This window comes from Minwuia sp. IMCC3060 (genome assembly GCF_029909435.1).
GTDB lineage: Bacteria > Pseudomonadota > Alphaproteobacteria > Minwuiales > Minwuiaceae > Minwuia.
The window spans coordinates 1,368,104-1,393,799 of sequence record NZ_CP123782.1; the positions used below are offsets into that span (position 1 = coordinate 1,368,104).

At 64.8% G+C, this 25,696-nt stretch carries 16 protein-coding genes; 13 read left to right on the top strand and 3 right to left on the bottom strand.

Going from position 1 to position 25,696, the window contains the following annotated elements; translation table 11 throughout:
* Positions 1-138 precede the first annotated feature (138 nt).
* Entirely contained in the window at positions 139-1,425 is a 1,287-nt protein-coding gene (locus QGV54_RS06515; RefSeq protein ID WP_281017650.1) for an O-acetylhomoserine aminocarboxypropyltransferase, read from the bottom strand.
* A gap of 263 nt (positions 1,426-1,688) precedes the next feature.
* Between QGV54_RS06515 and QGV54_RS06520 the strand changes: the two genes are divergently transcribed.
* Together QGV54_RS06520 and QGV54_RS06525 are read left to right on the top strand one after the other, a co-directional pair.
* A complete protein-coding gene (locus QGV54_RS06520; RefSeq protein ID WP_281017649.1) occupies positions 1,689-4,031 on the top strand; it encodes an adenosylcobalamin-dependent ribonucleoside-diphosphate reductase in 2,343 nt (780 codons plus the stop codon).
* A 112-nt stretch (positions 4,032-4,143) separates the two neighbouring features.
* On the top strand, positions 4,144-6,129 hold the full coding sequence (locus tag QGV54_RS06525; RefSeq protein WP_281017648.1) for an acetyl/propionyl/methylcrotonyl-CoA carboxylase subunit alpha: 1,986 nt from the start codon (positions 4,144-4,146) through the stop codon (positions 6,127-6,129).
* Here QGV54_RS06525 and QGV54_RS06530 read toward each other — a convergent pair.
* Positions 6,110-7,060: a transcriptional regulator GcvA gene (locus tag QGV54_RS06530; RefSeq protein WP_281017647.1), complete on the bottom strand. Its 951-nt coding sequence runs from the start codon at positions 7,058-7,060 to the stop codon at positions 6,110-6,112. The genes QGV54_RS06525 and QGV54_RS06530 overlap by 20 nt on opposite strands.
* Before the next feature lie 168 nt (positions 7,061-7,228).
* On the opposite strand from QGV54_RS06530, the gene QGV54_RS06535 reads away from it, so the two are divergent.
* The 5 genes from QGV54_RS06535 (at position 7,229) to QGV54_RS06555 (ending at position 12,954) form a co-directional block, all read left to right on the top strand.
* Entirely contained in the window at positions 7,229-7,456 is a 228-nt protein-coding gene (locus QGV54_RS06535) for a DUF1127 domain-containing protein (protein WP_281017646.1), read from the top strand.
* Between the two features lie 155 nt (positions 7,457-7,611).
* Complete coding sequence (locus QGV54_RS06540) at positions 7,612-8,844, top strand: LLM class flavin-dependent oxidoreductase (protein WP_281017645.1); 1,233 nt, start codon at positions 7,612-7,614, stop codon at positions 8,842-8,844.
* Positions 8,841-9,464 (top strand): pyridoxamine 5'-phosphate oxidase family protein, encoded by a 624-nt coding sequence (locus tag QGV54_RS06545; RefSeq protein WP_281017644.1) that lies wholly within the window; start codon positions 8,841-8,843, stop codon positions 9,462-9,464. Before QGV54_RS06540 ends, QGV54_RS06545 begins: the two co-directional genes overlap by 4 nt.
* An 18-nt stretch (positions 9,465-9,482) precedes the next feature.
* Positions 9,483-10,400, top strand: coding sequence for a crotonase/enoyl-CoA hydratase family protein (locus tag QGV54_RS06550; RefSeq protein ID WP_281017643.1), 918 nt, complete (start codon positions 9,483-9,485; stop codon positions 10,398-10,400).
* A gap of 247 nt (positions 10,401-10,647) precedes the next feature.
* Complete coding sequence (locus tag QGV54_RS06555; RefSeq protein WP_281017642.1) at positions 10,648-12,954, top strand: NADP-dependent malic enzyme; 2,307 nt, start codon at positions 10,648-10,650, stop codon at positions 12,952-12,954.
* On the opposite strand, the gene QGV54_RS06560 is transcribed toward QGV54_RS06555, so the two are convergent.
* Positions 12,912-13,559, bottom strand: coding sequence for a TetR/AcrR family transcriptional regulator (locus QGV54_RS06560; RefSeq protein WP_281017641.1), 648 nt, complete (start codon positions 13,557-13,559; stop codon positions 12,912-12,914). The two genes, QGV54_RS06555 and QGV54_RS06560, sit on opposite strands and share 43 nt — an antisense overlap.
* Before the next feature lie 257 nt (positions 13,560-13,816).
* Between QGV54_RS06560 and QGV54_RS06565 the strand changes: the two genes are divergently transcribed.
* The 6 genes from QGV54_RS06565 (at position 13,817) to QGV54_RS06590 (ending at position 25,244) form a co-directional block, all read left to right on the top strand.
* Positions 13,817-14,326, top strand: coding sequence for an anthrone oxygenase family protein (locus QGV54_RS06565; protein ID WP_281017640.1), 510 nt, complete (start codon positions 13,817-13,819; stop codon positions 14,324-14,326).
* Positions 14,327-14,387: 61 nt separating this feature from the next.
* Complete coding sequence (locus QGV54_RS06570; RefSeq protein WP_281017639.1) at positions 14,388-15,542, top strand: CaiB/BaiF CoA-transferase family protein; 1,155 nt, start codon at positions 14,388-14,390, stop codon at positions 15,540-15,542.
* 14 nt (positions 15,543-15,556) lie between these two features.
* Positions 15,557-16,315 (top strand): SDR family oxidoreductase, encoded by a 759-nt coding sequence (locus tag QGV54_RS06575; RefSeq protein ID WP_281017638.1) that lies wholly within the window; start codon positions 15,557-15,559, stop codon positions 16,313-16,315.
* Between the two features lie 103 nt (positions 16,316-16,418).
* Positions 16,419-19,040, top strand: a complete 2,622-nt coding sequence (locus QGV54_RS06580) for a response regulator (RefSeq protein WP_281017637.1) — start codon at positions 16,419-16,421, stop codon at positions 19,038-19,040.
* An 80-nt stretch (positions 19,041-19,120) separates the two neighbouring features.
* Entirely contained in the window at positions 19,121-24,007 is a 4,887-nt protein-coding gene (locus QGV54_RS06585) for a hypothetical protein (RefSeq protein WP_281017636.1), read from the top strand.
* Between the two features lie 70 nt (positions 24,008-24,077).
* Positions 24,078-25,244 carry an aminotransferase gene (locus tag QGV54_RS06590; protein WP_281017635.1) on the top strand — a complete coding sequence of 389 codons (1,167 nt, stop codon included), beginning with the start codon at positions 24,078-24,080 and terminating at the stop codon, positions 25,242-25,244.
* Positions 25,245-25,696: the final 452 nt, after the last annotated feature.

The window sequence follows — 25,696 nt, forward strand, 5'->3', positions numbered from 1 at the left end:
GTCGGCCTGATTATTCATTCCTGCTGCGGGACGAGAGCAAGCTTCCTGCCAGCAGGTACGGGAACCGCGCGAACGCCGACACGTCAGAAGGCTGACGCCACCCGGGCGGTTGGCCGATTATCCTTGAATGACAGGCAATTATATCTTGTCGAGCGCCTGCGCAAGGTCCGCGATGATGTCATCGACCGTCTCGATGCCGATGGACAGTCTTACCACATCAGGTCCCGCACCTGCCGCGATCTGCTGCTCGACCGTCAATTGACGGTGCGTTGTGGATGCGGGGTGCAGAATGAGACTGCGCGTATCACCGATGTTGGCGAGGTGAGAGAGGATGTTCACACCCTCCACCACCTTCACACCGGAATCGAAGCCGCCACGCACACCGAAGGTGAAGACCGCACCCGCACCCTTCGGCAGGTACTTCTGCTGCAGCGCGTGATAGCGATTGCCCTCCAGCCCGGAATGGGAAACCCAGGTCACTGCGGGATGCTGGTCCAGGAAACGCGCGACGGCCAGCGCGTTCGCCGTATGGCGCTCCATCCGCAGCGGCAGGGTTTCCGCGCCGGTCAGGATCATGAAGGCGTTGAACGGCGAAAGTGAGGGGCCAAGGTCGCGCAGGGCCACCGCGCGCCCGTAGGCTGTCAGCGCAAACCGCCCGAAGGTCTCGTAGAAGTTCAGCCCGTGATAGGCGGGGCAGGGGGCCGCGACCGCCGGGAAACGGCCGTCGATCGACCAGTCGAACTCCCCGCTCTCGACGATCACGCCGCCGAGGGAATTGCCATGACCGCCGAGGAACTTGGTCGCCGAATGCACGACGACATCCGCGCCCCACTCGAAAGGCCGACAGCCCCAGGGGGTCGCACAGGTATTGTCCACGATCAGGGGGATGCCTGCCTGCTCCGCAATCCTGGCGAAGGCCTCAATGTCGGCGACGACACCGCCCGGATTGGACAGGCTTTCGATGAAGATGGCCTTGGTCCGTTCGTTTATCGCGGCGCGGAAGCTCTCCGGGTCGTCCGGATCGCAGAAGCTGCAGGACCAGCCCATCTTCTGGAAACTGACGCCGAACTGGGTGATTGACCCGCCGTAGAGTTTGGTCGAGGCAACGAAGTCGTCGCCGGATTCCATCAGGGCGAACATCAGCACCATCTGCGCGGCGTGACCCGAGGCAACGGCCAGCCCGGCGGCGCCCCCTTCCAGCGTCGCGACCCGCTCCTCCAGCACCGAGACGGTGGGATTGGTGAGGCGGGAGTACATGTTGCCGAAGGACTGCAGGTTGAACAGGCTGGCGGCCTGGTCCACGTCCTCGAACACATAGGACGATGTCTGGTAGATCGGCGTGATGCGCGCGCCGGTCACCGGATCCGGGGATGCCCCGGCATGGATGGCCTGGGTTTCAAATCCATATGTTTCACGCGTGCTCATGGGGCGTCATTTCCGTTTCGTCTGTCTGTCCGGTCACGGTGAAGGTAGCCGCATTGAGCCGCATTCTCCAAGGGGATGAAACAATACACCGGCTGTGGATGAATTGCGCCGGGGTCCGGTGGCCGGGCCGCACGGGTGGACCCAGCCGTGGATTGTTCATGTAAACATAACGGGAACATTGCAATTGCCGCCCCACCTCTGGTGACGTATCATGCGCGCCCGATGAAACAGGACGCCTTCCGCAGAAAACGGAGCTGACCGGCATGACGGCCCTCTCACCGATTTCCCAGCAGATCTGGGACATGAAGTACCGCCTGAAGGGCCCCGATGGCGCCGTCGTCGATGCGACGCTGGAGGATACCTGGCGAAGGGTGGCCCGCGCCCTGGCTTCGGTGGAGACGGAGCCGGAGGTCTGGGAGGAGCGGTTCTACGGCGCGCTGGAGGGATTCCGCTTCCTGCCCGCCGGTCGCATCATCGCCGGGGCAGGGACGGCCCGGCGTGTGACCCTGTTCAACTGCTTCGTCATGGGAACCATTCCCGACGACATGGCCGCGATCTTCGAGAATCTGAAGGAAGCGGCCCTGACGATGCAGCAGGGCGGCGGCATCGGCTATGACTTCTCCACGCTGCGGCCCAAGGGGGCACCCGTGAAGGGGGTCGGGGCCGATGCTTCGGGACCGCTGACCTTCATGGATGTCTGGGATGCCATGTGCCGCACCATCATGAGTGCCGGGCACAGGCGCGGCGCGATGATGGCGACCATGCGCTGCGACCATCCGGATATCGAGGCCTTCATCGCCGCGAAGGAGGATGCCGGGCGGCTGCGCATGTTCAACCTGTCGGTCCTGATCACCGATCCGTTCATGGAGGCGGTGAAGACCGACAGCAGCTGGGAACTGACGTTCGAGGGGCGGACCTATGGCAGTGTCCGTGCCCGCGACCTGTGGGACCGCATCATGCGCGCGACCTTTGCCTATGCGGAACCCGGCGTGATCTTCATCGACCGGATCAACAAGCAGAACAACCTGCACTATTGCGAGACCATTTCCGCCACCAACCCCTGCGGAGAGCAGCCCCTGCCGCCCTATGGCGCCTGTCTGCTGGGGTCCGTCAATCTGGCGGCGCTGGTCCGGGAACCGTTCACGGCGGAGGCCGAGCTGGACCTGGACGCGCTTGACGGGATCATCCCGCTGGCCGTGCGGATGATGGACAATGTGACGGACGTGTCGAACTTCCCGCTGGAGGAACAGCGCAGGGAGGCGCAGGCGAAGCGCCGCATCGGACTCGGCGTCACAGGTCTTGCGGATGCCCTGATCATGTGCCGGGCGCGCTATGGCACGGCAGAGGCCGTGGCCCTGACGGAGAAGTGGATGGCGGCCATCCGCCACCGGGCCTATCTGGCATCCGTCGATCTCGCGCGGGAGAAGGGGCCGTTTCCCCTGTTCGACCGCGATGCCTACCTGTCCGGAACCGCTATCCAGGATCTCGAACCCGAGGTCCGGGCGGGAATTGCCGAACATGGCATCCGCAACGCGCTGGTGACCTCCATCGCGCCGACGGGCACGATCTCCCTGTTCGCGGACAATGTGTCGTCGGGGCTGGAACCGGTCTTCAGCTTTTCCTACACCCGTTCGGTGCTGATGCCCGACGGGTCGCGGCGGGAGGAGGAAGTCTCCGACCACGCAGTACGGCGCTGGAAGCACAGCCACGGCAACCAGCCGCTGCCCGACTATTTCGTCGATGCCCAGTCCCTTTCACCCGCCGACCATGTGCGGATGCAGGCGGCGGTGCAGAAGTACGTCGATGCCTCGATCTCCAAGACCATCAACTGCCCGGAAGACATCTCCTTCGAGGATTTCCGGGAAGTCTACATGATGGCCTATGAAACCGGCTGCAAGGGGTGCACTACCTACAGACCGAACGAGATCACGGGGTCGGTGCTGCATGTGAAGAAACCGGAGGCTCAGCCGGCAGCCGACACGGTGGACGTGCAGGCGGAACTGCCGCTCTCCGCCCCGCCTGCCGCAATGGCCGCGAAGCCGAAGGACCCCTACGAGAGCGGCGGCGTCGTCTACATGACGCAGCCGCTGGACCGTCCCGGTGTCCTGCCCGGCCAGACCTACAAGCTGAAATGGCCGGAGAGCGATCACGCCATCTACATCACCCTGAACGACGTCATCCAGGACGGGCGCCGCCGACCCTTCGAGATCTTCATCAATTCCAAGAACGTCGAGCATTTCGCCTGGACTGTGGCCCTGACCCGCATGATCTCGGCCGTGTTCCGGCGGGGCGGCGATGTCAGCTTCATCGTGGAGGAGCTGAAGGCCGTGTTCGATCCACGTGGCGGGGCATGGGTCGGCGGGCGCTATGTCCCCTCGATTCTTGCCGCGATCGGGGAAGTGATCGAGCAGCACATGATCGCCACCGGCTTTCTGGCTGACCCGAAGGCCCGGACTCAGGAGATCGAGGCGCAGAAGGTCGCCGCAGGCTCCGGCAACCGTCCTGCGGGCGTGCTGCGGCAATGTCCGCGGTGCGGAGACGCGGGTCTGGCGAAGCAGGAGGGGTGCGACACCTGCTATTCATGCGGCTATTCGAAGTGCGGTTGATGGCTGCTCTGCGTTCAACGGCAATGCTGGGCCGTTGTGACCTGCACAAGGCGGCGCTACAACAACGCCATTAGTGCGGATGAATCGCCGGACGGATCGGGTGGGGCCAGCAATGTTCAAGAAGATACTGATAGCTAACCGGGGCGAAATCGCCTGCCGCGTCATCAAGAGCGCCCGGAAGATGGGGATCGCCACGGTCGCGGTCTATTCGGAGGCGGATGATGGCGCATTGCACATGCGCATGGCGGATGAGGCCATCTTCATCGGCCCGCCCGCTGCGTCGGAAAGCTATCTGCTTGCGGACCGGATCATCGACGCCTGCAAGCAGACGGGGGCAGAGGCGGTGCATCCGGGCTATGGCTTCCTGTCGGAGAACCAGGGCTTCGCGAAGCGGCTGGAAAAGGAAGGCATCGCCTTCATCGGTCCCGGCATCCGTGCCATTGCCGCCATGGGCGACAAGATCGAATCCAAGAAGCTCGCGATGGGCGCCGGTGTGAACACGGTTCCCGGCCATACGGATGTCATCGACGAGGTCGAGGACGCCGTGAAGATTGCCGCTGACATCGGCTATCCGGTGATGATCAAGGCTTCGGCGGGCGGCGGCGGCAAGGGCATGCGCGTGGCCTGGAACGACGAGGAAGCACGCGATGGCTTCAAGTCCGCCAAGTCGGAGGCCGCGTCGAGCTTTGCCGACGACCGGGTCTTCATCGAGAAGTTCATCGAGGAACCGCGCCACATCGAGATTCAGGTGCTGGCTGACGGGCAGGGGACCTGCCTGTACCTGGGGGAGCGCGAATGCTCCATCCAGCGCCGCCACCAAAAGGTGATCGAGGAAGCGCCGAGCCCGTTCCTGGACGAGGCAACACGCAAGGCGATGGGCGAACAGGCCTGCACCCTGGCCAATGCCGTGGAATATCGCTCCGCCGGGACCGTCGAGTTCATCGTCGACAAGGACCGGAACTTCTATTTCCTGGAGATGAATACCCGCCTGCAGGTGGAGCACCCGGTGACGGAACTGATCACCGGCATCGATCTGGTCGAGTGGATGATCCGCATCGCCAACGGCGAGAAGCTGACGCTGGCGCAGGACGACATCAAGCTGAACGGCTGGGCGGTGGAAAGCCGCATCTATGCCGAAGACCCCTATCGCGGCTTCCTGCCGTCGATCGGTCGGCTTTCGCGTTTCTCGCCGCCGCCGGAGAGCGCCACCGTGCGTGTCGATACCGGTGTGGTCGAGGGGTCGGAGATCACGATGTTCTACGATCCGATGATCGCCAAGCTGTGCAGCTATGGTCCCGACCGGAAGACGGCCATCGACAACATGGTCGGTGCGCTGAACGGGTTCCGGCTGGAGGGCATCAGCCACAACATCAACTTCGTCAATGCCGTCTGCAATCACCCGCGGTTCCGCGAGGGCCGTCTTTCGACCAACTTCATTGCCGAGGAATATCCGGACGGATTCCTGGGCGCGGAGATCGACGAGGTGACCCGGCGCCGACTGGTGGCGGTTGCTGTCGTCGTGCATCTGCGTGACCGGATCCGTGCCACGGGCATTTCCGGCCAGGTGCCGCATTTCCGTCCGCGCATCGGTCAGGACTGGCGTGTGTCTGTGGGCGAACAGGACTTCGGTGTCCGTGCCACTGCGGGCGACCGCGCCACGGACGTGCATGTCGAGGGCGAGCATCTGGTGGTCGAGAGCGATTGGCGCCCCGGCAAGCCGGTCTTCAACGGCATCGTTGGCGGGCAGCGGATGCAGGTCCAGGTCCGCTCCACGGTCGAGGGTTTTGCCCTGACCTTCAACGGTGCGACCGATGATTATTGCGTCCGCACCCCGGCGGCGGCCGAACTGGCGGAACTGATGCCGGTCAAGGAAGCGCCGGACCTCTCGAAGCTGCTGCTCTGCCCCATGCCGGGCATGATCATGCAGATCCACGTGGAAGTGGGCGACGAGGTGAAGACCGGTCAGGCGCTCGCCGTTGTCGAGGCCATGAAGATGGAGAACGTGCTGCGCGCCGAAGCCGACGGTGTGGTGGCGTCCATCAATGCCGGGCCGGGCGACAGCCTGGCCGTGGATGATGTCATTCTGGAGCTTGAATAGCCGCGGGTTCGTCTTCGTCGAACGGCGTCCTTGAGGCTTCGGACAGGATCCAGTCTCGGAAGGCGCTGATGCGCAGGCGCGTCGCGTTCCGCGGCGGGCAGACGAACCAGTAGGACATGGACAGCGGTTGTTCCCCCTGGAAGGGCGTCACCAGCCGTCCCGTCGCCAGGTCATGCGCGGCAAGGGAGCGGCGGGTCAGCACCACGCCCATGCCATCTATCGCAGCCTGAACCGCATGGTCGGCATAGGAGAAATGGGTGCCGCGCCGCCAGTCCACCTTGTCCTCGGCGCCGACCGCCATCAGCCACGCCCGCCAGTCCGGCGTCATCGGATCATAGCGCAGCGAGTCGTCATGGATCAGCGGCAGGCGCGACAGGTCCGACGGCTTCGTGACGCCGCCGACGCTCGCCAGCAAGGTCGGGCTTGCGGCGGGCAGGACCGTGTCATCCAGAATCTTCCAGGCCTTCAGATCCGGGTAGTTGCCGGATCCGAAGCGGATGGCGCAATCGAAGCCGCCCGTGCTGAAATCCGTCATCTCCATGCTCGCCGAAATGCGGACATCCAGTTCCGGATGCGCCCGGTTGAAGCGCTCAAGCCTGGGGATGAGCCATTTCACGGCAAATGACGGCACCGTCGAGACCGAGATCACGTTCTCCCCGTCGTCTTCATCCAGCGTCGACAGGGCATCGACCATCAGGTCGAACGCGCGGGTGAGATCGGGCTGCAGACGCCGCGCCGCATCGGTCGGTTCAACGGCCCGGTTCAGGCGGTGAAACAGTTCCACCCCCAGAAAGTCCTCCAGTGTGCGGATCTGGTGCCCGACCGCCGCAGGCGTGACGGACAGCTCGTCCGCAGCCGCCTTGAAACTCTCGTGCCGGGCCGCAGCCTCGAAGGCGCGGAGGGCGTTCAGCGGGGGCAGTCTGCGTCGCATGTGCGGGTTCCCGATGTTTCAGCTTCTGCCTGATATAGATTTCCTTTCCCGAAAGCCAAGAATTCGTCGTTTGTTGCAGTGCACACTTCGCCCCATCTCTGTCCTATCGAAGACACCGAAGTTCAACGGCTGGACCTGAAAAGGCCAGCCAGTACAAGGAGAGAGACCATGACCGTACAGTCCTATGACCTGACGCATTCTGACAGTGGACTGCTGGCCCGTGCGGCTGCCTGGGTGCAGGATCGCTTCACCGACCTGACCGTCGCACGGCAGAACGCGAAGCGGCTGCGGGAACTGGAAGCCCTGAGCGATGCGACCCTGCACGACATCGGACTGAGTCGGTCCGAGCTGACATCCATCGCCATGCACCGGAGCGACATCACAAGAGCCCGCTGAACCCGCCGGGCGCGCCTGAACCGACCCAACCCCCGTGGCCTGATCCGGCCGCGGGGGTTTCTTCGTGCGGGGTCAACTTATCCTCCCAAAACCCCATGGCCCTGTACTAATGTTGCGGACACGGCCTGATGGACTGAACGGGGGGAGAGAAAGACATGGATCGTTTGCGTTTCGGGGCATTTCTGGCGCCACATCATCCGATCGGCGAGCATCCGATGCTCCAGTTCCGGTCCGATCTGGACCTGGTCAGCCAGCTTGACCGGCTTGGCTATGACGAATTCTGGTGTGGTGAGCACCATTCCACAGGCTGGGAGATCATTGCATCGCCGGAGATGTTCCTGGCAGCCGCCGGTGAGCGTTCGCATCGCATCCGCCTCGGCACGGGTGTCGTTTCCCTGCCGTATCACCATCCCTTCATCGTGGCACAGCGGATGGTGCAGCTTGACCACATGACCGGCGGGCGGGCGATCTTCGGGTCCGGTCCCGGTGCCCTGCCTTCGGATGCGCACACGCTGGGCATCGATCCCATGACCCAGCGTGACCGTCAAGACGAGGCGATCGGTGTCATCCGCCGCCTGCTGCGGGGGGAGGAACGGTTCGACTACAAGTCCGACTGGTTCGAGATGCGCGACGCGAAGCTGCAACTGATGCCGCTGCAGGAAGATCTGCCGTTCGCGGTGGCGTCGATGATCAGCCCGTCCGGCATGACACTGGCGGGCAAGCACGGCACCGGCGTGCTGTCGATCGGTTCCATGTCGTCCGCCGGACTGCAGTCGCTGGCGACGCAATGGAGCTTCGCCGAGGAATCGGCGGCAAAGCACGGCAATACGGTCAACCGCAGGGACTGGCGCATCGTCATGATGTGGCACATCGCCGAAACACGGGAACAGGCGATTGCCGAGGCCAAGGATGGCCTGCTGCGCTGGCACAATGAATATAACGTCGGCACGCTGATGCGCCCCGGTGTGGAGGCATTCAAGACCGCCCATGAGGCGGTTGAAACCACGGCACTGGCCGATGGTGCGACGGCTGTCATCGGCACGCCCGACGATCTGGTGAAGCGTATCCGTGACCTGGTGCAACTGACCGGTGGCATCGGCGCAGTGATCGGCTTCGTCCACGACTGGGCCAGCCGGGCGAACACGTCGAAGAGCTGGGATCTGGTCGCGCGCTACGTCATTCCGGAGGTCAACGGACTGCTGGATGCCTATCGCGACTCCCGCCAGTTCGTGGTCGAGAACCGGGAAACCTTCGAGCAGGCGCAGAAGGCCATCCTGAGCAAGATCATGGACAATCCGCGCGCGGCGGCGGCGCTGAAGGAAGGCGGTGTCAATGCGCCCGTGATTGGCCCGCATGCAGGCCCCGACCTGAACAAGGAAGCCGGATGAGCGAGAAGTACGACCGTCTCGACAGCATTGAGGCGCTGGAGGCGCATTACGGTGCGCCCATGCAGCGTTCCCTGGACAAGGAACTGGGGCATATTTCCGATCTCTATCGCCAGTTCATCGAGCGGTCGCCGTTCGTCGTGCTGGCGACATCGGGACCGGAAGGGCTGGACTGCTCGCCACGCGGCGATCCACCGGGCTTCGTCCGCGTCGTCGACAAGCGGCGGGTGCTGCTGCCGGACCGGCGCGGCAACAACCGGATCGACAGTCTGCGTAACATCGTGCGCGATCCGCAGATCTCGCTCCTGTTCATGATCCCGGGTATCGGGGAGACCCTGCGGATCAACGGCAATGCGGTCCTGCTGACCGACCATGACCTTTGCCAGTCCTTCGCTATTGAGGGCAATGCGCCGCGCAGCGTGATCTCGGTGACGGTCGACCGCATCTACTATCAGTGCCAGAAGGCCCTGCACCGGTCACGTCTCTGGGATCCGGCAGCATTCGCCGCGCGTGACGAAGTGCCCACGGCGGGCGCAATGCTGAAGGCCACCGTCAGCGGTGACTTCGACGCCGAGAGCTATGACAACGACTATCCGGAGCATATGGCCAGGACGATCTACTGACCCTGGGGAGGGATCGAGATGAAACTGCCGGAGCATATCCTGTACGAGGTGGCCGACGGTCGCGCGCGGATCACGCTGAACAGGCCGGAGAAGCGCAATGCCCTCTCGGTCGATCTGCTGCGGGAACTGAACGAGGCACTCTGGGAAGCCGACAATGACAAGGCTGTCCACAGTGTCATCCTGCGCGGTGCGGGACCCTGCTTCTCCGCCGGATATGATCTGACGCCGGGTCTCAACAGCACCCAGACCAGCGGCAGTGGAAACCGGAACTATCGCGATGGCGGGATCTATGCCGACCCGACGATCGACGATGACATCTGGCGGCTGGAGTATGGCCAGCGTCTGCGCATGGCGCTGTTCGACATGCACAAGCCGGTGATTGCGCAGGTGCACGGCCACTGTCTGGCAGGTGGAACGGATGTGGCACTGCTGTGCGACATGGTGATCGCGGCGGATGATGCGGTGATCGGCTTTCCGCCCGCGCGGGACCTGGGCTCCCTGCCGAACCAGATGTGGCTCTACAACTGCGGACCGCAGTGGGCGAAACGCCTGCTTCTCACCGGTGACACGGTGACGGGGGAGGAAGCGGCGCTGATCGGACTGGTGCTGAAGTCGGTACCGGGCGACCTGCTGGAAGCGGAGGTCGAGGGACTGGCCAGTCGCATGGCCGGTATCGACCCTGATCTGCTGGCGGCGAACAAGCGCATCGTCAATCTGGGTATCGAGCTGATGGGGGGGCGGACCCTGCAGCGGCTTTCCGCCGAGAATGACGCACGGGCGCATCTGGCCCCCGGAACGCAGAAATTCCGGCAGGTGGCCAGGTCGGAAGGGCTGAAGGCTGCGCTGCAGACACGGGACCAGAACTTCGGCGACGGTCGCGCGCGGGTGCGCGGGCCGGAAATCCGCGACGAGAAAGGCCATCTCATTCCTGAATGACCGGGTCATGTGGCATGTCGGGTGACATGAGGCTGAGCCCGATTGCCGGGATCCCTGCGCTGCCGGGTCTGCGTCCGGCGCTGGCCGGGCATTGATCGATAGCGTCAGGCCGGTCCTGCAACCCGTGATGTGATCCACTTCGCATCCGGCACGGGTTACGTCGCGTCCCGTGGCCTTGGTCGTTTATTTTTCCCCCGACATGGCGGATAGTGACCGAAGGGGACTTTCACGTATCGAGGGGATACCGATGAGCGACGAACTCAACAAGATGGCGCTGGACTATCACCGCTATCCGACGCCGGGCAAGCTGGCGATCATGCCGACCACGAAACTGGCCAACCAGCGCGACCTCTCGCTGGCGTACAGCCCGGGTGTGGCCGCGGCCTGCTCCCTGATTCACGAGGACCCGCTCGAGGCCGCCAACATGACCGCGCGCGGCAATCTGGTCGCCGTCGTGTCGAACGGGACCGCGGTGCTGGGTCTGGGCAACATCGGCCCGCTGGCGTCCAAGCCGGTGATGGAGGGCAAGGCCGTCCTGTTCAAGAAGTTCGCCGGCATCGACGTCTTCGACATCGAGATCAACCAGATGGGTATCGAGGAGACCGTGGAGGTCGTGGCGGCCCTGGAGCCGACCTTCGGTGGCATCAATCTGGAAGACATCGGCGCACCGGCCTGTTTCGAGATCGAGCGGCTGTGTCGGGAGCGGATGAACATCCCCGTCTTCCATGATGACCAGCACGGTACCGCCATCTGCGTCGGCGCCGCGATCTACAACGCCTGCCGCGTCGTCGGCAAGGACCTGGACAAGATCAAGGTCGTCTGTTCCGGCGCGGGTGCGGCGGCGCAGGCGTGCATGGCACTGATCGTGTCCCTGGGCGTCGCCAAGGAAAACATCACCGTCTGCGACCGTTCCGGACCGATCTACAAGGGCCGCAAGGAAAAGATGGACAAGTACAAGGAGTACTGGGCCGTCGAGACCGAAGCCCGCTCCATCGGTGAGGCGGTGAAGGGCGCCGACGTGTTCGTCGGCGTGTCCGGCCCCGGCACCCTGACCGGCGACATGGTGAAGACCATGGCCAAGACGCCGATCATCATGGCGCTGGCCAACCCGAACCCGGAGATCCTGCCGGAGGAGGCGCGTGCCGCCAGCCCCGACGCGATCATCGCCACCGGCCGTTCGGACTATCCGAACCAGGTCAACAACGTGCTCTGCTTCCCGTTCCTGTTCCGGGGCGCGCTCGACTGCGGTGCCACGACCATCAACGAGGAAATGAAGGTCGCGGCCACCAAGGCCATTGCCGATCTGGCGAAGCAGGAAGTCTCCGACGTGGTGGCCAAGGCCTATGGCGTCGACAGCCTGGAGTTCGGCCCGGACTACATCATCCCGAAGCCGTTCGACCCGCGCCTGATGGTGGAGGTTTCCTCCGCCGTGGCCCAGGCCGCCATGGATTCCGGTGTTGCCGTGCGTCCGATCGAGGACATGGACGCCTATCGCGCCAAGCTGAACGAGCATGTCTACAAGACCGGCTTCGCAATGAAGCCCGTCTTCGACCGCGCCAAGGCGGATCCGAAGAAGATCGCCTATGCCGATGGTGAGCAGGAACGCGTGCTGCGCGCTGCCCAGGTCATCATCGACGATGGTCTTGCCCGTCCGCTGCTGATCGGACGCAAGGAAGTGATCGAACGCCGGATCGGGCGTTTCGGCCTGCGCATGAAGGTCGGTACCGATCTGGATGTCTTCGATCCGGGCGATGACGCCGGTATCGCGACGCTGACCACCGCACTGATGGAACGCATGGGCCGCAAGGGCGTGACGCCGGACGAGGCCCGTTACCTGATCCGGACGAACACCACCGTCATTGCCTCCCTGCTGCTCGACCGTGGCGATGTGGATGGCATGCTGTGTGGTCTGGTGGGGCGCTATGACCGCCACATCAAGTTCGTGCAGGACATCGTGGGTCTGCGTCCGGGCGTTTCCGAGCCGTCGGCAATCGAACTCGTCGTCATGGATCGGGGCACGATGGCGATTGCGGACACCCATGTGACCGACGACCCGACTGCGGAGCAGATTGCCGAAATGGCGATCATGGTTGCTGAAGTCGTGGATCGTTTCGGGATCGAGCCGCATGTGGCGCTGCTGGCGCACTCCAACTTCGGCGACAATGACGATCCGTCGTCAAGGAAGATGCGCAAGGCACTGGAACTGGTGCGCAAGATGGCCCCTGATCTGGAGATCGATGGCGAGATGAAGGGCGACACGGCCCTGAACGAGTCGGTGCGCAAGCGCATCAACCCGAACTCGACCCTGACCCGGAACGCCAGTGTGCTGATCGCGCCGAACATGGATGCAGCCAACATTGCCTTCAACCTGGTCAAGGAGACGACCGAGGGGATGTCCGTTGGCCCGATCCTGATCGGCATGCAGAAGTCAGCGCATGTGGTGACCCCGGCCATCACCACGCGCGGCATCGTCAACATGACCGCTGCGGCGGTGGTTGGCGCGCAGGACCATCAGTCCGGCGCTATCGCGGCGGCGCCCGTCGCCGCTGAGTGATCCGGGCCATAGAGCCTGAGAAGTTGTGAGATTGCCCGCCCGGCGCGCCGTTCGCATTCGGCATCGTCGGGCGGGTCGATCACACCGATCACCCGCCTGATCTGCAAGTCCCCGATCAGCAACCCGACAAAAGTCTCAGCCATCTCGGCCACGGGTGCACCGACCAGGTCCCCCGACTGTTGCAGTCTGGCAATCTGTGCACCGATCAGCGGCACCACGGTTTCGCGTCCTGACGCCGCGATCGTCTGCCCCAGTGTCGCGGTATCATTCACATCCGCCGCCGCCGCCCGATTGAGTGCCACGGCTTTCGGTCCCGTCACCAGTTGCAGCAGCAGCGGCGCCATCTCCGACAGGGCCGCCAGCGGCGGGGCATCCTCCGCCAGTCGCGCCTGCAGGAGGTCACGCACCTCAGCGGCATTGTCTTCGACCAGCGTCCGGAAGAGTCCCTGCTTGTTGCCATACCAGCGATAGAGCGTCTCGTTGGAGGCACCGGCCTGCCGCGCGATGGCGAGCATGGACGTGGCGCGATATCCCTCTGACTGCAGCAACGCGTAGGCCGCGTCGGCAATCTGCCTGTGACGTGCCTGCTGCCGTTCCGCTCTCATGCCTGCGGCCTCCCTGTTTCCCTGATCGCTGATCCGTTCACCGGTCGGAGCATTGATGTTCGACCTCTCCCACAGATTCAGATTGACCGGATCGTATAGATATGTACGGTTCTGTCAAAGGCGTACACATTGATACGGATATGGAGAATTCGAATGCGCGGCCAATCGGTTGTCACACCGCCCGAACGCACGCAGGACCAGTCACCGCAGCGTGCGCGGCTTGTTGCCTGCCATACAATCGGGGGAGGCAAGTCGTGATGAGCACCGGTTTGAGGTTCGGGGTCATTCTTCTCAGCCTGCTTCTGGGGCTGATGGCGGGCTTCTTCTATGCCTTCTCCTTCACGGTCATGCCGGGGCTGGATCTGCTGACAGGCGACGCGGCGATGGACGCCATGCGCGGGATCAATGTCGCGGTACGCAATCCGGTCTTCTTCGCCACCTTCGCGCTGACACCGGTTCTGGGGTTCCTGCTGGCAGGGGCCTGCCTGTTCACCGGACGCCGGTGGCCCGGTGTGCTCCTGCTTGTGTCCTTCGCTTTCTATGCGGCGGGTGTGGTGGCGCTCACCGCCTCCCTGAATGTGCCGATGAACCGGGCGCTGGCGGAGGGATCGCTTTCGGGCATGGCCAACTGGCTGGAGTGGTCGGCCACCTGGACCGGGGCGAATCATCTCCGTACTGCGGCATCCCTGTTTGCGCTGCTGCTGGCGTTGCTTGCCCTGTGTCGTCTGTCTGTCGAGCGGGTTGGGGTTGCGCATCGTCCGGGATGACAAGTCGTTGCGGGTCTCGCACAATGGCGCCACACACATATTTCCGGGGAGGAAAGTTGCGATGCGTGGTCAGGGACCATTGAGTGGAGTGAAGGTCGTCGAGCTGGCGGGTATTGGCCCGGGTCCGATGGGGGCGATGCTGCTGGGCGATCTCGGGGCCGATGTGGTCCGCATCGACCGTCAGACGGCTGCTGATCTCGGCATCGACCGGGGCAGCAACAAATGGGATCTGCTCAATCGTTCCAAGCGTTCGGTGGCCGCCAACCTGAAGGTTGCGGAAGGTGTCGAGACGGTCCTGAAACTCGTCGAGAAGGCCGATATCCTGATCGAGGGTATGCGCCCCGGCGTCACGGAGCGGCTGGGTCTTGGCCCGGATGAATGTTTCAAGCGCAATCCGGCACTGGTCTATGGTCGTGTTACCGGCTGGGGCCAGACCGGCCCGATCGCGCATGCGGCCGGCCATGACATGAACTACATCGCCCTGACCGGTGCGCTGCATGCCATCGGCACGAAGGACAGCGGGCCGGTGCCGCCCCTGAACCTGGTTGGCGACTTCGGCGGCGGTGCGCTCTACCTCGCGTTCGGCTGCCTCGCCGCCTACATCGAGGCGCAGCGGTCCGGCAAGGGTCAGGTCGTCGATGCGGCAATGATTGATGGTGCGTCCAACCTGATGACGGCGATCTACGGCATGAAGGCCGCCGGTCGCTGGAAGCAGGAGCGGGGAACCAACATTCTCGACACCGGCTCGCACTTCTATGACGTCTACGAGACCAGTGACGGCAAGCATGTCTCCATCGGCTCCATCGAGGGCAAGTTCTACGCGGAACTGAAGGAGAAGCTTGGCATGGCGCCCGATGCGATGCCGGAGCAGATGAATCCTGCCAAATGGGACGAATATCGCGCCGAGATCGCTGCGGTCATCGCCACGAAGACCCGCGATGAGTGGTGTGACGTGATGGAAGGCTCCGACGTCTGCTTCGCGCCGGTGCTGGACATGGATGAGGCTCCGGCCCATCCCCACAATGTCGCGCGCGAGACCTTCATCGAAGTCGACGGTGTGACCCAGCCCAACGTCGCGCCGCGTTTCTCCGGCACTCCGGCCGGCAAGCCCACGGTGGCACCCGATCCGGGACATGACACCGACGAGGCGCTGTCCGACTGGGGCTTCGACGCCGACGAGGTTGCGCGTCTGCGTGCCTCCGGCGCGGTCTCCTGAGGGCAGACGGTCCCGTGGGACGCCTTGACGGCAAGGTGGTGTGGATCACCGGTGCAGCCTCCGGGCTCGGGCGGGCGTCAGCGCTCGCCTGCGCCGCGGAGGGGGCAACGGTCCTCGCCACCGACCTCGAAGCACCCGCAGCGGTGGTGACGGAGATCGAGGGGCTGGGCGGTCAGGCGACCGCCATGGCCCAGGATGTCACTGACGAGGCACGCTGGGACGCCATCGCCGACGAGGCGGAGACCCGCTTTGGCGGCTTTCAGGTACTGGTGAACAATGCCGGTGTCGGGGCCAGCCGTGCGCTGGCAGACACGGATCTCGCGTTCTGGCGCAGGATCCAGTCGGTCAATCTGGATGCCGTCTTTCTTGGCACCCGGACCGGCTTTCGCCGCATGGCTCCGGGGGGCTCCATCATCAATATCTCCTCGGTGCTGGGTATCGTCGGCAATACGGGAACATCCGCCTACAGCGCGTCGAAAGGCGGGGTGCGGCTGTTCAGCAAGTCGGCAGCGGTGGAGGCGGCGCAGACCGGCCTGGGCATTCGCGTCAACTCGATCCATCCGGGCTACATCGGCACACCGATGGTCATGGACAATGTTGCCAATCAGGCGGAGCCCGAGAAGGTTGTCGCGATGATCCGGGCGCGCCATCCGGTCGGTCATCTGGGTGAGCCGGAGGATATCGCGAACGCCGTGGTCTATCTCGCCTCCGACGAGACGAAATTCGTCACGGGAACCGAGATCGTCGTCGATGGCGGTTACACCGCCTGGTGACGTCCCGGTCACGGCCTTCGCCGTTGCATTGCCCGTATCCGACGTGAGACCTTGAGGGGATGGGGACTGTCGTTGTGACGTCCCGTGGAGAGGGCCTGCGCCGATGAGCAGCGCCGACGCGTTGTCAGACAGACCGTCAGGGGCCGACGCCCGGGACGGGGAACCATCCGGCGCCGGGGTCCGCAGGGAATTCGACGGGACCAGCGATTCGCCCTCTCTCGACCGCGACCAGCGCATTCGCGCGGAAATGATTGCCGAACTGATCCGGGAATCCGGAGGTCTGCGGATCATTCCCTTCATGGTCGTCGGCATTCTGGTCACGGTATTTCTGGAGCGCGCGGCGATCTGGCCTGCCGCGATCCTGGCGGTCGGCGTACTTGCCATGATGTTTGCCGCGGGGCGGCTGCGTCGTGCGTTCGAGGCGGAACCGGCGAAGACCGGCACGGCGGAGGCCTGGGGCCTGCGCTATACGGCCCTGTCCGCTGCCATCGGCCTGGTCTGGGGGCCATGCCTGGCCAGCTATTTCGATGCGACGTCCTATCCGTACCAGGCCTTTCTGGCACTGCTGGTCTTTGGCTCGCTGGTGGCGGCGGTGGTGCATCGGGCGCTCTATCCGCCGGCCTTCATTGCCTTCGCCGTGCCGACCAGCCTGCCCATTGTGATCATGCTGCTGCTGGACGGCAGCCGGTTGGCACTGGCGACTGCCGGGGTGGGGATCATTACCCTGATCATGCTGTTCGGCTGGCTGCGTGGCCTGAACCGGCGCTATCGAGAGTCCATCGCCCTGCGGTTCGAGAATACGGACCTGATCGAGCGGCTGGAGACGGCCCACCGCAGTGCGGAGGCCGCTCGCCTGCAGGCGGAGGCAGGGGATCGCGCGAAGTCCGAGTTTCTGGCGACGATCAGCCATGAACTGCGCACGCCGATGAACGGGATCATCGGCATGACCAACCTGCTGCAGGGCACCCGCCTGACCACGCAGCAGCGATCCTATGCGGAGATCGTGCGGGAGTCGGCGGACGCACTGTTGAACCTGATCAACGACATCCTTGACCTGACCAAGCTGGAGGCGGGACGGGTCGAACTGGACGACGCCCCGTTCGAGGTGGCGCGCACGGTCGAGAGTGTCGTCGGGCTGATGGCAGCACGGGCGCAGGCAAAGGGGCTGGAGGTCGTGAGCTACATCGGGCCGGACAGCCCCGAGATCATGACTGCCGATGCGGGGCGCTTGCGCCAGATCCTGCTCAATCTGGTCAGCAATGCGATCAAGTTCACCGAAACCGGACATGTCACCCTGGCGGTTGCCCCGGCGCCGGGCCAGAGCGCGGTATTGCGGTTCGAGGTGTCGGATACCGGTATCGGCATCCCGGCGGACGTGCAGCCACGGCTGTTCCGTCCGTTCAGCCAGGGGGGCGGCATTTCGCGGCGGTTCGGTGGCACCGGCCTAGGGCTCGCCATCTCGCGCCGGCTCGTGAATGCCATGGGCGGCGACATCCGCCTTGTCAGCATCGAGGGGCAGGGATCGGTCTTCACGGTGGACCTTCCGGTCCGCAATGGCCGGACCGTGCGACCGTTCAGCGGTCTGGAACGGACGTCGGTTCTCGTCGTGGCTTCGGAGGGGAAGACGCGGGAGGTTGCAGTCCGCTACGCCCGTGACTGGCAGGCACGCGTCCGGGAAACGGCATCGCCTGCCGATGCACTCAACATCCTGCGCGAGTCGGAGAGAGTGGATGCCTGCGTCGTCGACTGGCGGATCCGGGGCGGCGCGGGATCCTTTGCACGCCAGGTCCGTGGCGATGAGACAATTGCCGCTACACGTCTGATCCTCACCGTTCCTGTGGGTGTTGTCGAGGCACAGGCCGAGGATGAGGATGCCCTGTTCGACGCCAGGATCCTGCAACCGTTGCGGCGCGGCATCTACCATCGGGCGCTGGCGGGGGCGCCGCTGGAAAGCGGTGATCAGCCGGGCGTGACCGAGACACCTCCGTCGGAAAGCGGGCATCGGCTGCGGGTGCTGATTGTCGATGATGTGGCGGTGAACCAGAAGCTCGCGTCGTCGATCGTCGAGAGTGCCGGACATGATGCGGTTGCCGCAGGTGGGGGACGGGAGGCACTTCAGGCCCTACGGTCGCTGCCCTACGACCTGGTGCTGATGGATGTGGAAATGCCCGACATGGATGGCCTCGACGCCACCCGCGCCGTGCGAAAGCTGCCCGGTGCCGTCGGCCGTATCCCGATTATTGCCATGACGGCACATCCAGGCGACGAGTATCTGGATCGCTGTGTCCAGGCCGGAATGAACGGCTATCTCGCAAAGCCGCTGGATGCGGAGGAACTGCTGCAGATCCTGCGCAGGTGTGCGGCGGAGGCCGCCGGTGGGGACAGGTCCGAAGATGCTGCACCGGCCCAACCGATACGGGATCGGCTGAACCGCCGGCTCGACCCGGAGACTTCGCGGGCGCTGATGCAGCACTTCGTGCAGGATCTGGAAGGCTGGGCGAGCGAACTGCCCGATCTGGATGCTGCCGCGCAAGGGCAGTTGGCGCATGCGATCAAGGGGGCCGCGCTCAACCTTGGTTTCGACGACCTGGCGGAAGCAGCCGGGTCGCTGGAGAAGGGGCAGGGAGTACCTGACACCGCGCAGTCCTTGGCGTACCTTCAGCAGGTCATGCGGGCAACGCGTGACGCACTGGATGCGGAGCTGAATGCGGAACACCAGACCTGAAGCCGCCTTCGCCCGACTTTCGCTGGTCGGATTGCCTGTCCAGCACCTGCAATGATTGAAGAGGCCGGAATGCCATGCTGTTGAAATGGCCAAACCCTGGACCCGAGAACGCCGGTGACCCGGAAAGTGGCCGCACGCCACTGACCGTGGAGTCGCTGGACCGCATTCGTCGCGGGACTGCGGCACTGCTGCTGGGACTGACCGTACTCTGGCTGGTGCTGGTGGGGGCGTGGTTCATGCAGTCGGCGGGACTGTCCGCCATCAGCCTGATGCTGCCGCATGAGGTGGCGCTGGTCGTGATTGCCGCTTTCGTGCCGCCCGCATTCATCTGGCTGGCCGGGTTCTGGTACTGGCGCAGTGTCGATTCCCGCCACAGCCGCTCCGCCCTGCACGCGGTGCTGAAGGACATGGCCTTTCCGGACCCGGAGGCGGAGGCGCGGCTGAATGCCATGACCCTGTCGCTGCGGCGCCTCAGTCAGGCGCTGGAGAGCGAGACGACCAATGCCCTGACACGTGTCGAGCGGCTGGACGAACGCATCGGCAAGGGCACGGAAGCCCTGTCGGCGGCGGCACGGCACGCAGCGGAACAGTCGGATCACCTGGGTCAGGCAATCATGGACCGGGCGGAAGCGCAAAGGACACTGCTGGGCGACGTGCGCGCGCTGGATTCCGAGATCAGGACCCTTGGCGAACGCCAGGGGCAGGCGCTTGGTCAGGCAGTGGCGGAGGCCGGGCGGCGCACGGCGGAAATCGAGGCGTCGCTGCGTACCCAGCTGGTTGCGGCTGACGATACCGTCGAACAGGTCGCCAAGCGTGCCGGTCAGATCAACACCATGCTGGAACAGCCCATGGCGCGCCTGCGGGAGGAGGCAGACAGCACCGTCCGTCGGGTCTCCGGTGTCAGCCAGGACCTGCGCAGCCGCATGGAGGCCCTGTCACAGGTCATCGCGCGCACCATGGACCAGGCGGATGGCTTGCGGGAGGGCGTGGATGACCAGATCGCGCGTCTGCGTGACGGTCTGGGCAATGTGCAGTCGACCATGACCACCGTGATTGCCGAGAGTCGCCAGCAGCTTGTTGACCTGGAAGAGATCACCGGTCGCAGCGCCGAGAGCGCCGGGCAGAGTGCGGAGGCCATTGCGGCCAGGAATGCCAGTCTCGCCAGGGTGCTGGATGACATCGGCATCGTCACGGCTGAGGCGGAGCAGGCGCTGCAATCGACGGCTGACCGGACCTGGGCTGCGACCCAGCGCTTCGCCACGGAGATCGAGACCCTGGGCGAACGCGGCAGCGCGGTTTCGGACCAGGCCGAGGACATGGCAGGGCGAATCGGTCGTCTGACGGGGGATCTGGCCGAGATCGAACAGCGCCTCGCTGCGAATACGGGGCGCATGGAGGAATCCCGTGATGACCTGGCGGCAAGCGTGGCCGAGATGCAGGGCACGGCGGCGCAGATGATCGACAATGTGGAGGAACGCCTGAAGGCCGCAGCCTCCATGGCTGTCGCATCGTCGGAACGGTCGGAGGAGCGCGTGATCGCGGTTGCCGACCGGCTGCGTGCCTCCATTGCTGAACTTTCGGATTACATCGGCACTGTCGAGAGCCGGGCCATCGCGGTTGCAGGTCGGGGCGACGCGCAGGTCGAGGCACTGGGCGCGCGCGCGGTCGAGCTTTCGGACATCATCTCCTCCATCGATGCCGCCGTGGCGCAGGGGGACACGACGCTGAGCGGTGTCGTCAGCCGCACGGAGAGTGCCCTGGCGGCGGTGCGGCATGGCCTTGGCGATGTTGGCCAGGCCATGGATGACATGGACCAGCGCACCACGCGCAGTGTCGGCCTGCTCGCCGAGCACGGGGAGCAGATCGATGAACTGAGTACCCGCGTGCTTGGTGGCATGGAACGGATGGAGCGGGCATTTGCCCTGCGCTCCGATGCGCTGGAGCGGCTTGGACTGCGTGTCGAGGCGACGGTGGAGAAGGCGGAGACCGACGTTACCGCCCGCACGGAAGCGGCGGCGACCCTGCTGGAGAAGATGGCGGGTGACGCCAGCCTGACCGTCGGACACGCGACGGTGGCCGTACGCGAGCTGCTGGACGAGATGAGCGCGCGCACCGACCGGATCAGCACCAGCGTGGCCAATGCCAACATGGCAACGTCGGAGACCACCAGCCAGGTGGATGAACGCGTGGCGGAGCTGACACTGCTGCTGCGGGATATCGAGCGCACGGTCGCGGATACGGGCGCGCGCGTGAGCGAGGTCGAGGACCGTGCCCGCGGGGCGGTCGAGGGTCTGGAAGCCGGTGTCGGTGCGTTGGGTACAGCTGCGGTCGAACTGGGCGGTCAGGCCGGCAATGCCGCCCTGCATCTGGACAGTATTTCCGATCTGATGGCGGATCGCACGGAGGCACTCGCCACGCTGGTATCCCGTCTTTCCGACGCTGCGGTCGATGCGGACAGCGACGTGCGGGCCAGACTGGAAGGACTTGCGGCCACGCTGGAGGACGCGATGGCCAGTACACGTCTGACGACGACCGCGCTGGCGCAGCAGGCAACGCGGGTTGAAGTGGTGGGCGGTGAGGTCGCCGGTCGCATCGATGTTTCCATCGCCCATGTCGATGAGCGGCTGGCGGAGGCAGCGCAGGCCGCCGATGGTGCGGCCGCGCGGATGGCGGAGAAGACAGCCGAACTGGCCCTGATGGTGGGCGATCTGGGTGCCGCCGCCGGACAGGCGGAAACCTCGATCAGCGATGTCCGGTCCGGTCTGGACAGCGTGCTGGCGGAGATCAACGAGGGCACTGTGCGCATGGTGTCGGAGGTCCGCTCCCTCGGCAGCATGGCGCTGCACACAGGCGACACGCTGAAGGGCAGTGCCGAAGCGGTGTCCGCGCGCAATCAGGCCCTGCTGGACAGCTTCAACGCCGCCATTGGCGCGCTGGCAGACGACGGGCAGCGGATTGGCGATCTGATCCAGTCGCTGAAGGACAGTGTCGGCGCGACCGAGACGACAATCTCGCCTGCGCTGGACCGCATGGCCACCCGCGTCCGGGATGCCAGCGAACTGGCACGGATGATGGCGGAGTCGCTGGAGGCGGGAAGCGGCGCAATGCTGGTGGAGGCGGAGCAGGTGCGTGACCGTCTGGCCGCGCTGACCAGCGACCTGGATGTGCGTGTGAAGGGGCTGGATACCGCGGCGGATGCGGTTACCACGCGCGTCATCGGTGCCGCCGGGGAGATCGAACTGCGTGCAGAATCCCTTGGTGCGCTGGGCGCGCGCATCGGCAACGAGACGCTTGCCCAGGCGGAGGCGCTGGCGACCCATATCAGCACGCTTGCCACGCGCGTCGATGAGAGCGAGAGCCGCATGAGCCAGTCCGGCCAGCGGATCGAGGATGCCAGCGGGCGCAGCACGGCGGCGGCACGGGCTGCAACCGCTGCGATCGGTGAGGCCGTATCGGCGATCGACGCCGGGCTTGGCCGTACCGGTGACATGGAACTCGCCGCCGGGCGTCTGGCCAGCGTGGCGGAGGAATCCCGCAACCGGATCGGTGCCGCGGCTGACGAGAGTCTGGCGCAGTCCCGCGCGCTGGCGCAGGAAAGCGCGCAGCTGACCGACCAGACCCGCAGCCTGGTCGAGGCAGCGGCCGGTGGCGCGGCACGGCTGGCCACGGCCCTGGCCAACGCCCGCCAGGAAACCCAGCGCTTCACCGATGCGGAGAGCCGGGCAAGAGCCGAGGCGGAAGAGGTCGTGGATGCGCTTGGCGCCCGTGTCTCGATGGTGCAGCAGATGTCCATCGACCTGAAGGCAACGGGTACGGATATCGATGCCTTGCTGGCGGCCCGCATCGACGCGCTTTCGCACGCCGGTGACAAGGCCAGACAGGCGGCTGGTGCCGTCTCCGAAGACCTGACGGGTCATCAGCAGCAGCTTGAGCGGATGACGGCGACAGCGCGCGATCACGCCGCTGAGATGGAGCGGGGCATCACCGAGGCCATTGCACGATTGCAGGCCGACTCGGCGGCGCTGGAACAGGGTTTCGGTGCTGCCTTCGGTCGGCTGCAGGACAGTACGGAACAGGCCGAGAAGGGGCTGACCGACGCGCTTGGACGTCTTCAGGATGGAACGACCGCGGTCGAGCAGGGGGCAAGCGCGGCTGCCACACGCTTGCAGGGCGAAGCCACGGCGCTCGGCCGGTCGCTGCGCGAAGCGGGCAGCGCGGGTGAGGGCGCCGCGCAGGTGGTGGCCGATGCGGTGGCAAACTTGCAGGCGGCGCTGGCCACCACACGCGCAGAGTCTGCGGATGTGGATGCGGCAGCGACGGCCTCGACCGCTGCTCTGGAACGGCAGCGCAGGGCCTGCGAAGAGGCGATGGCCGAAGCGCAGAAGGCCCTGGCCGAGGCGGAGCGGACCCTGAGCGCGCAGGTGGGTGCCATGGCCTCCACCTCCAAGGCCGCGACCATGCAGTCCGGGCTGGCCGCGAAGGCGTTCGAGGTTCAGGTCGGTCAGTTGCAGAGGGCATCCAAGGGCGCGGCAAGGGCGGCTGTCGAATTGCGCGACCGGACGGCGGACAATCGCGACAAGCGGTTCCTGCAGTCTGCGGCCTTCGTGGCGGAGGGGCTGAATTCCCTCTCGCTGGACCTGCACCGCCTGCTGGATCGCGATGCAACCGAGTCGGAATGGCGCAAGTTCTATCGCGGCGACCGTGGCTTCTTTGCCCGGCGGCTGGTGGCCCGCAGCGAGGCGAAACAGATCGCGACGCTCTATCGGGACGGTGATGACTTCCGTCGCTTCGTGGACCTGTACCTCAACGAATTCGAGTCGCTGATGCTAAATGTGGAGCGGGCCGACCAGCAGGGCATGTTGAGTGCCGTGTTCCTCAGTGCCGACGTGGGCAAGCTCTATCTGCTGCTTTGCGAGGCGCTGGATCGGGAGCCTGCGGGCAAGCGGATATTGCAACGCGCATCCTGACCGATCAGGCCACTTGATTGCGGCTGCCTCTGTCTGGCATTGAACGCGACGAACAGAGGGGGAGCGCGCCATGAAGGATGGCAACGGAATACTGGCCGAATATGGCGTGACCGTCTTCGAGGTCATGAGTCGTCTGGCCATCGAACATGGCTCTATCAACCTCGGGCAGGGCTTTCCCGACGACAATGGGCCCGACGACGTGCGCGCCGTCGCGGCGGCGGCGCTGGAGGACCAGCCGAATCAGTATCCGCCGATGCTGGGGGTTCCCGATCTGCGGCAGGCTGTGGCCGCGCATGGCAAGCGGTTCTACGGGCTGGATGTCGACTGGCAGACGGAGACCATGGTTACCTCCGGTGCCACGGAGTCGCTCGCGGCCTGCTTCCTGGCCCTGATCGAGCCGGGGGACGAGGTGGTCTGCTTCGAGCCGCTCTACGACTGCTACCTGCCCATGATCCGCCGTGCGGGCGGTATCCCGAAGCTGGTGCGGCTCGACCCGCCGGACTGGACCCTGCCGGAAGACCGGCTGCGCGCCGCCTTCGGGCCGAAGACCAAGTTCATCCTGCTGAACAACCCGCTGAATCCGGCGGCCAAGGCCTTCAGCCGTGCCGAACTGCAGATCATCGCCGATCTGGTGCTGGAGCATGACACCTACGCCGTCTGTGACGAGGTCTATGAGCACATCCTGTTCGACGGCCTGCAGCACACGCCGCTGATCAGCCTGGACGGCATGCGCGACAGGTGCATCAAGATCGGCTCGGCGGGCAAGACCTTCTCCCTGACCGGCTGGAAGGTGGGATACATGACCGCCTGCCCGGCGCTGCTGCAGCGTGTTGCCAAGGCGCACCAGTTCCTCACCTTCACCACCGCGCCGAACCTGCAGCGGGCCGTGGCCTTCGGACTGGCGAAGGATGACAGCTATTTCACCGGCCTGACCGCCGACATGCAGGCGAAGCGCGACCGGATCCGTGACGGCCTCACGGCCATCGGCTTCGAACCGGCGCTCTGCCAGGGCACCTATTTCCTGAACGCCGACATCCGCTCCGTGGGGTTCGAGGGCAGCGACGTGGACTTCTGCCGGGAGATCACCCTGAACGCCGGCGTCACCACCGTCCCCGTCAGCGCCTTCTACGCATCGGAGGGCGCCCGCACCAACTTCGTCCGCTTCTGCCTCTCCAAGCAGGACAGCCTTCTGGACGCCGCCGTGGCGAAGCTGGGGGACTGGGTGGGGAGGGGGTAATTTCGCCGCTAGAGCGTATGGCCTAATTCTTTGACAGCGTTAGCTTACTTTTCTTGCCCCAGCGCATCCGACTCTGGGCCATATTCTAATGTCCAACGTACGAGATACCGCGTATCGCACCCGTTGCAGGCAAATGTCGTGGTTTCATTCGTCTTCAACTTCAGAAATGTGTTGGCATCGAATTGCGCCCTCTGGTCACAATTCTTGCAATCGAGAGTGATGAAATAGGGCTCGAACCTGAAAGCATCGTTATCGAAATGCGTGATATACGAGGCATTGCACTGCTCGTTTTGGCATTCGACAATGGTCTCCTCGTCGAGCAATTCGCTATTGCGAACAATGCTATGGCCGCATTTTTCGCATGAAAAGGTCGCCGTGTAGGAGAAATAGGCGTCAAATTTGGTGCTGGCTATTAATTCGACGTACTCAATTACGTCCTCAAGGAAAGTGCG

What these genes read in the sequence shown, in the direction of transcription:
- QGV54_RS06535 (WP_281017646.1), top strand. Translation starts at nt 7,229, where the DNA reads ATGACCGTACAGTCCTATGACCTGACGCATTCTGACAGTGGACTGCTG.
- QGV54_RS06570 (WP_281017639.1), top strand. Translation starts at nt 14,388, where the DNA reads ATGCGTGGTCAGGGACCATTGAGTGGAGTGAAGGTCGTCGAGCTGGCG.
- QGV54_RS06580 (WP_281017637.1), top strand. Translation starts at nt 16,419, where the DNA reads ATGAGCAGCGCCGACGCGTTGTCAGACAGACCGTCAGGGGCCGACGCC.
- QGV54_RS06520 (WP_281017649.1), top strand. Translation starts at nt 1,689, where the DNA reads ATGACGGCCCTCTCACCGATTTCCCAGCAGATCTGGGACATGAAGTAC.
- QGV54_RS06590 (WP_281017635.1), top strand. Translation starts at nt 24,078, where the DNA reads ATGAAGGATGGCAACGGAATACTGGCCGAATATGGCGTGACCGTCTTC.
- QGV54_RS06540 (WP_281017645.1), top strand. Translation starts at nt 7,612, where the DNA reads ATGGATCGTTTGCGTTTCGGGGCATTTCTGGCGCCACATCATCCGATC.
- QGV54_RS06545 (WP_281017644.1), top strand. Translation starts at nt 8,841, where the DNA reads ATGAGCGAGAAGTACGACCGTCTCGACAGCATTGAGGCGCTGGAGGCG.
- QGV54_RS06565 (WP_281017640.1), top strand. Translation starts at nt 13,817, where the DNA reads ATGAGCACCGGTTTGAGGTTCGGGGTCATTCTTCTCAGCCTGCTTCTG.
- QGV54_RS06515 (WP_281017650.1), bottom strand. Translation starts at nt 1,425, where the DNA reads ATGAGCACGCGTGAAACATATGGATTTGAAACCCAGGCCATCCATGCC.
- QGV54_RS06555 (WP_281017642.1), top strand. Translation starts at nt 10,648, where the DNA reads ATGAGCGACGAACTCAACAAGATGGCGCTGGACTATCACCGCTATCCG.
- QGV54_RS06530 (WP_281017647.1), bottom strand. Translation starts at nt 7,060, where the DNA reads ATGCGACGCAGACTGCCCCCGCTGAACGCCCTCCGCGCCTTCGAGGCT.
- QGV54_RS06550 (WP_281017643.1), top strand. Translation starts at nt 9,483, where the DNA reads ATGAAACTGCCGGAGCATATCCTGTACGAGGTGGCCGACGGTCGCGCG.
- QGV54_RS06560 (WP_281017641.1), bottom strand. Translation starts at nt 13,559, where the DNA reads ATGAGAGCGGAACGGCAGCAGGCACGTCACAGGCAGATTGCCGACGCG.
- QGV54_RS06525 (WP_281017648.1), top strand. Translation starts at nt 4,144, where the DNA reads ATGTTCAAGAAGATACTGATAGCTAACCGGGGCGAAATCGCCTGCCGC.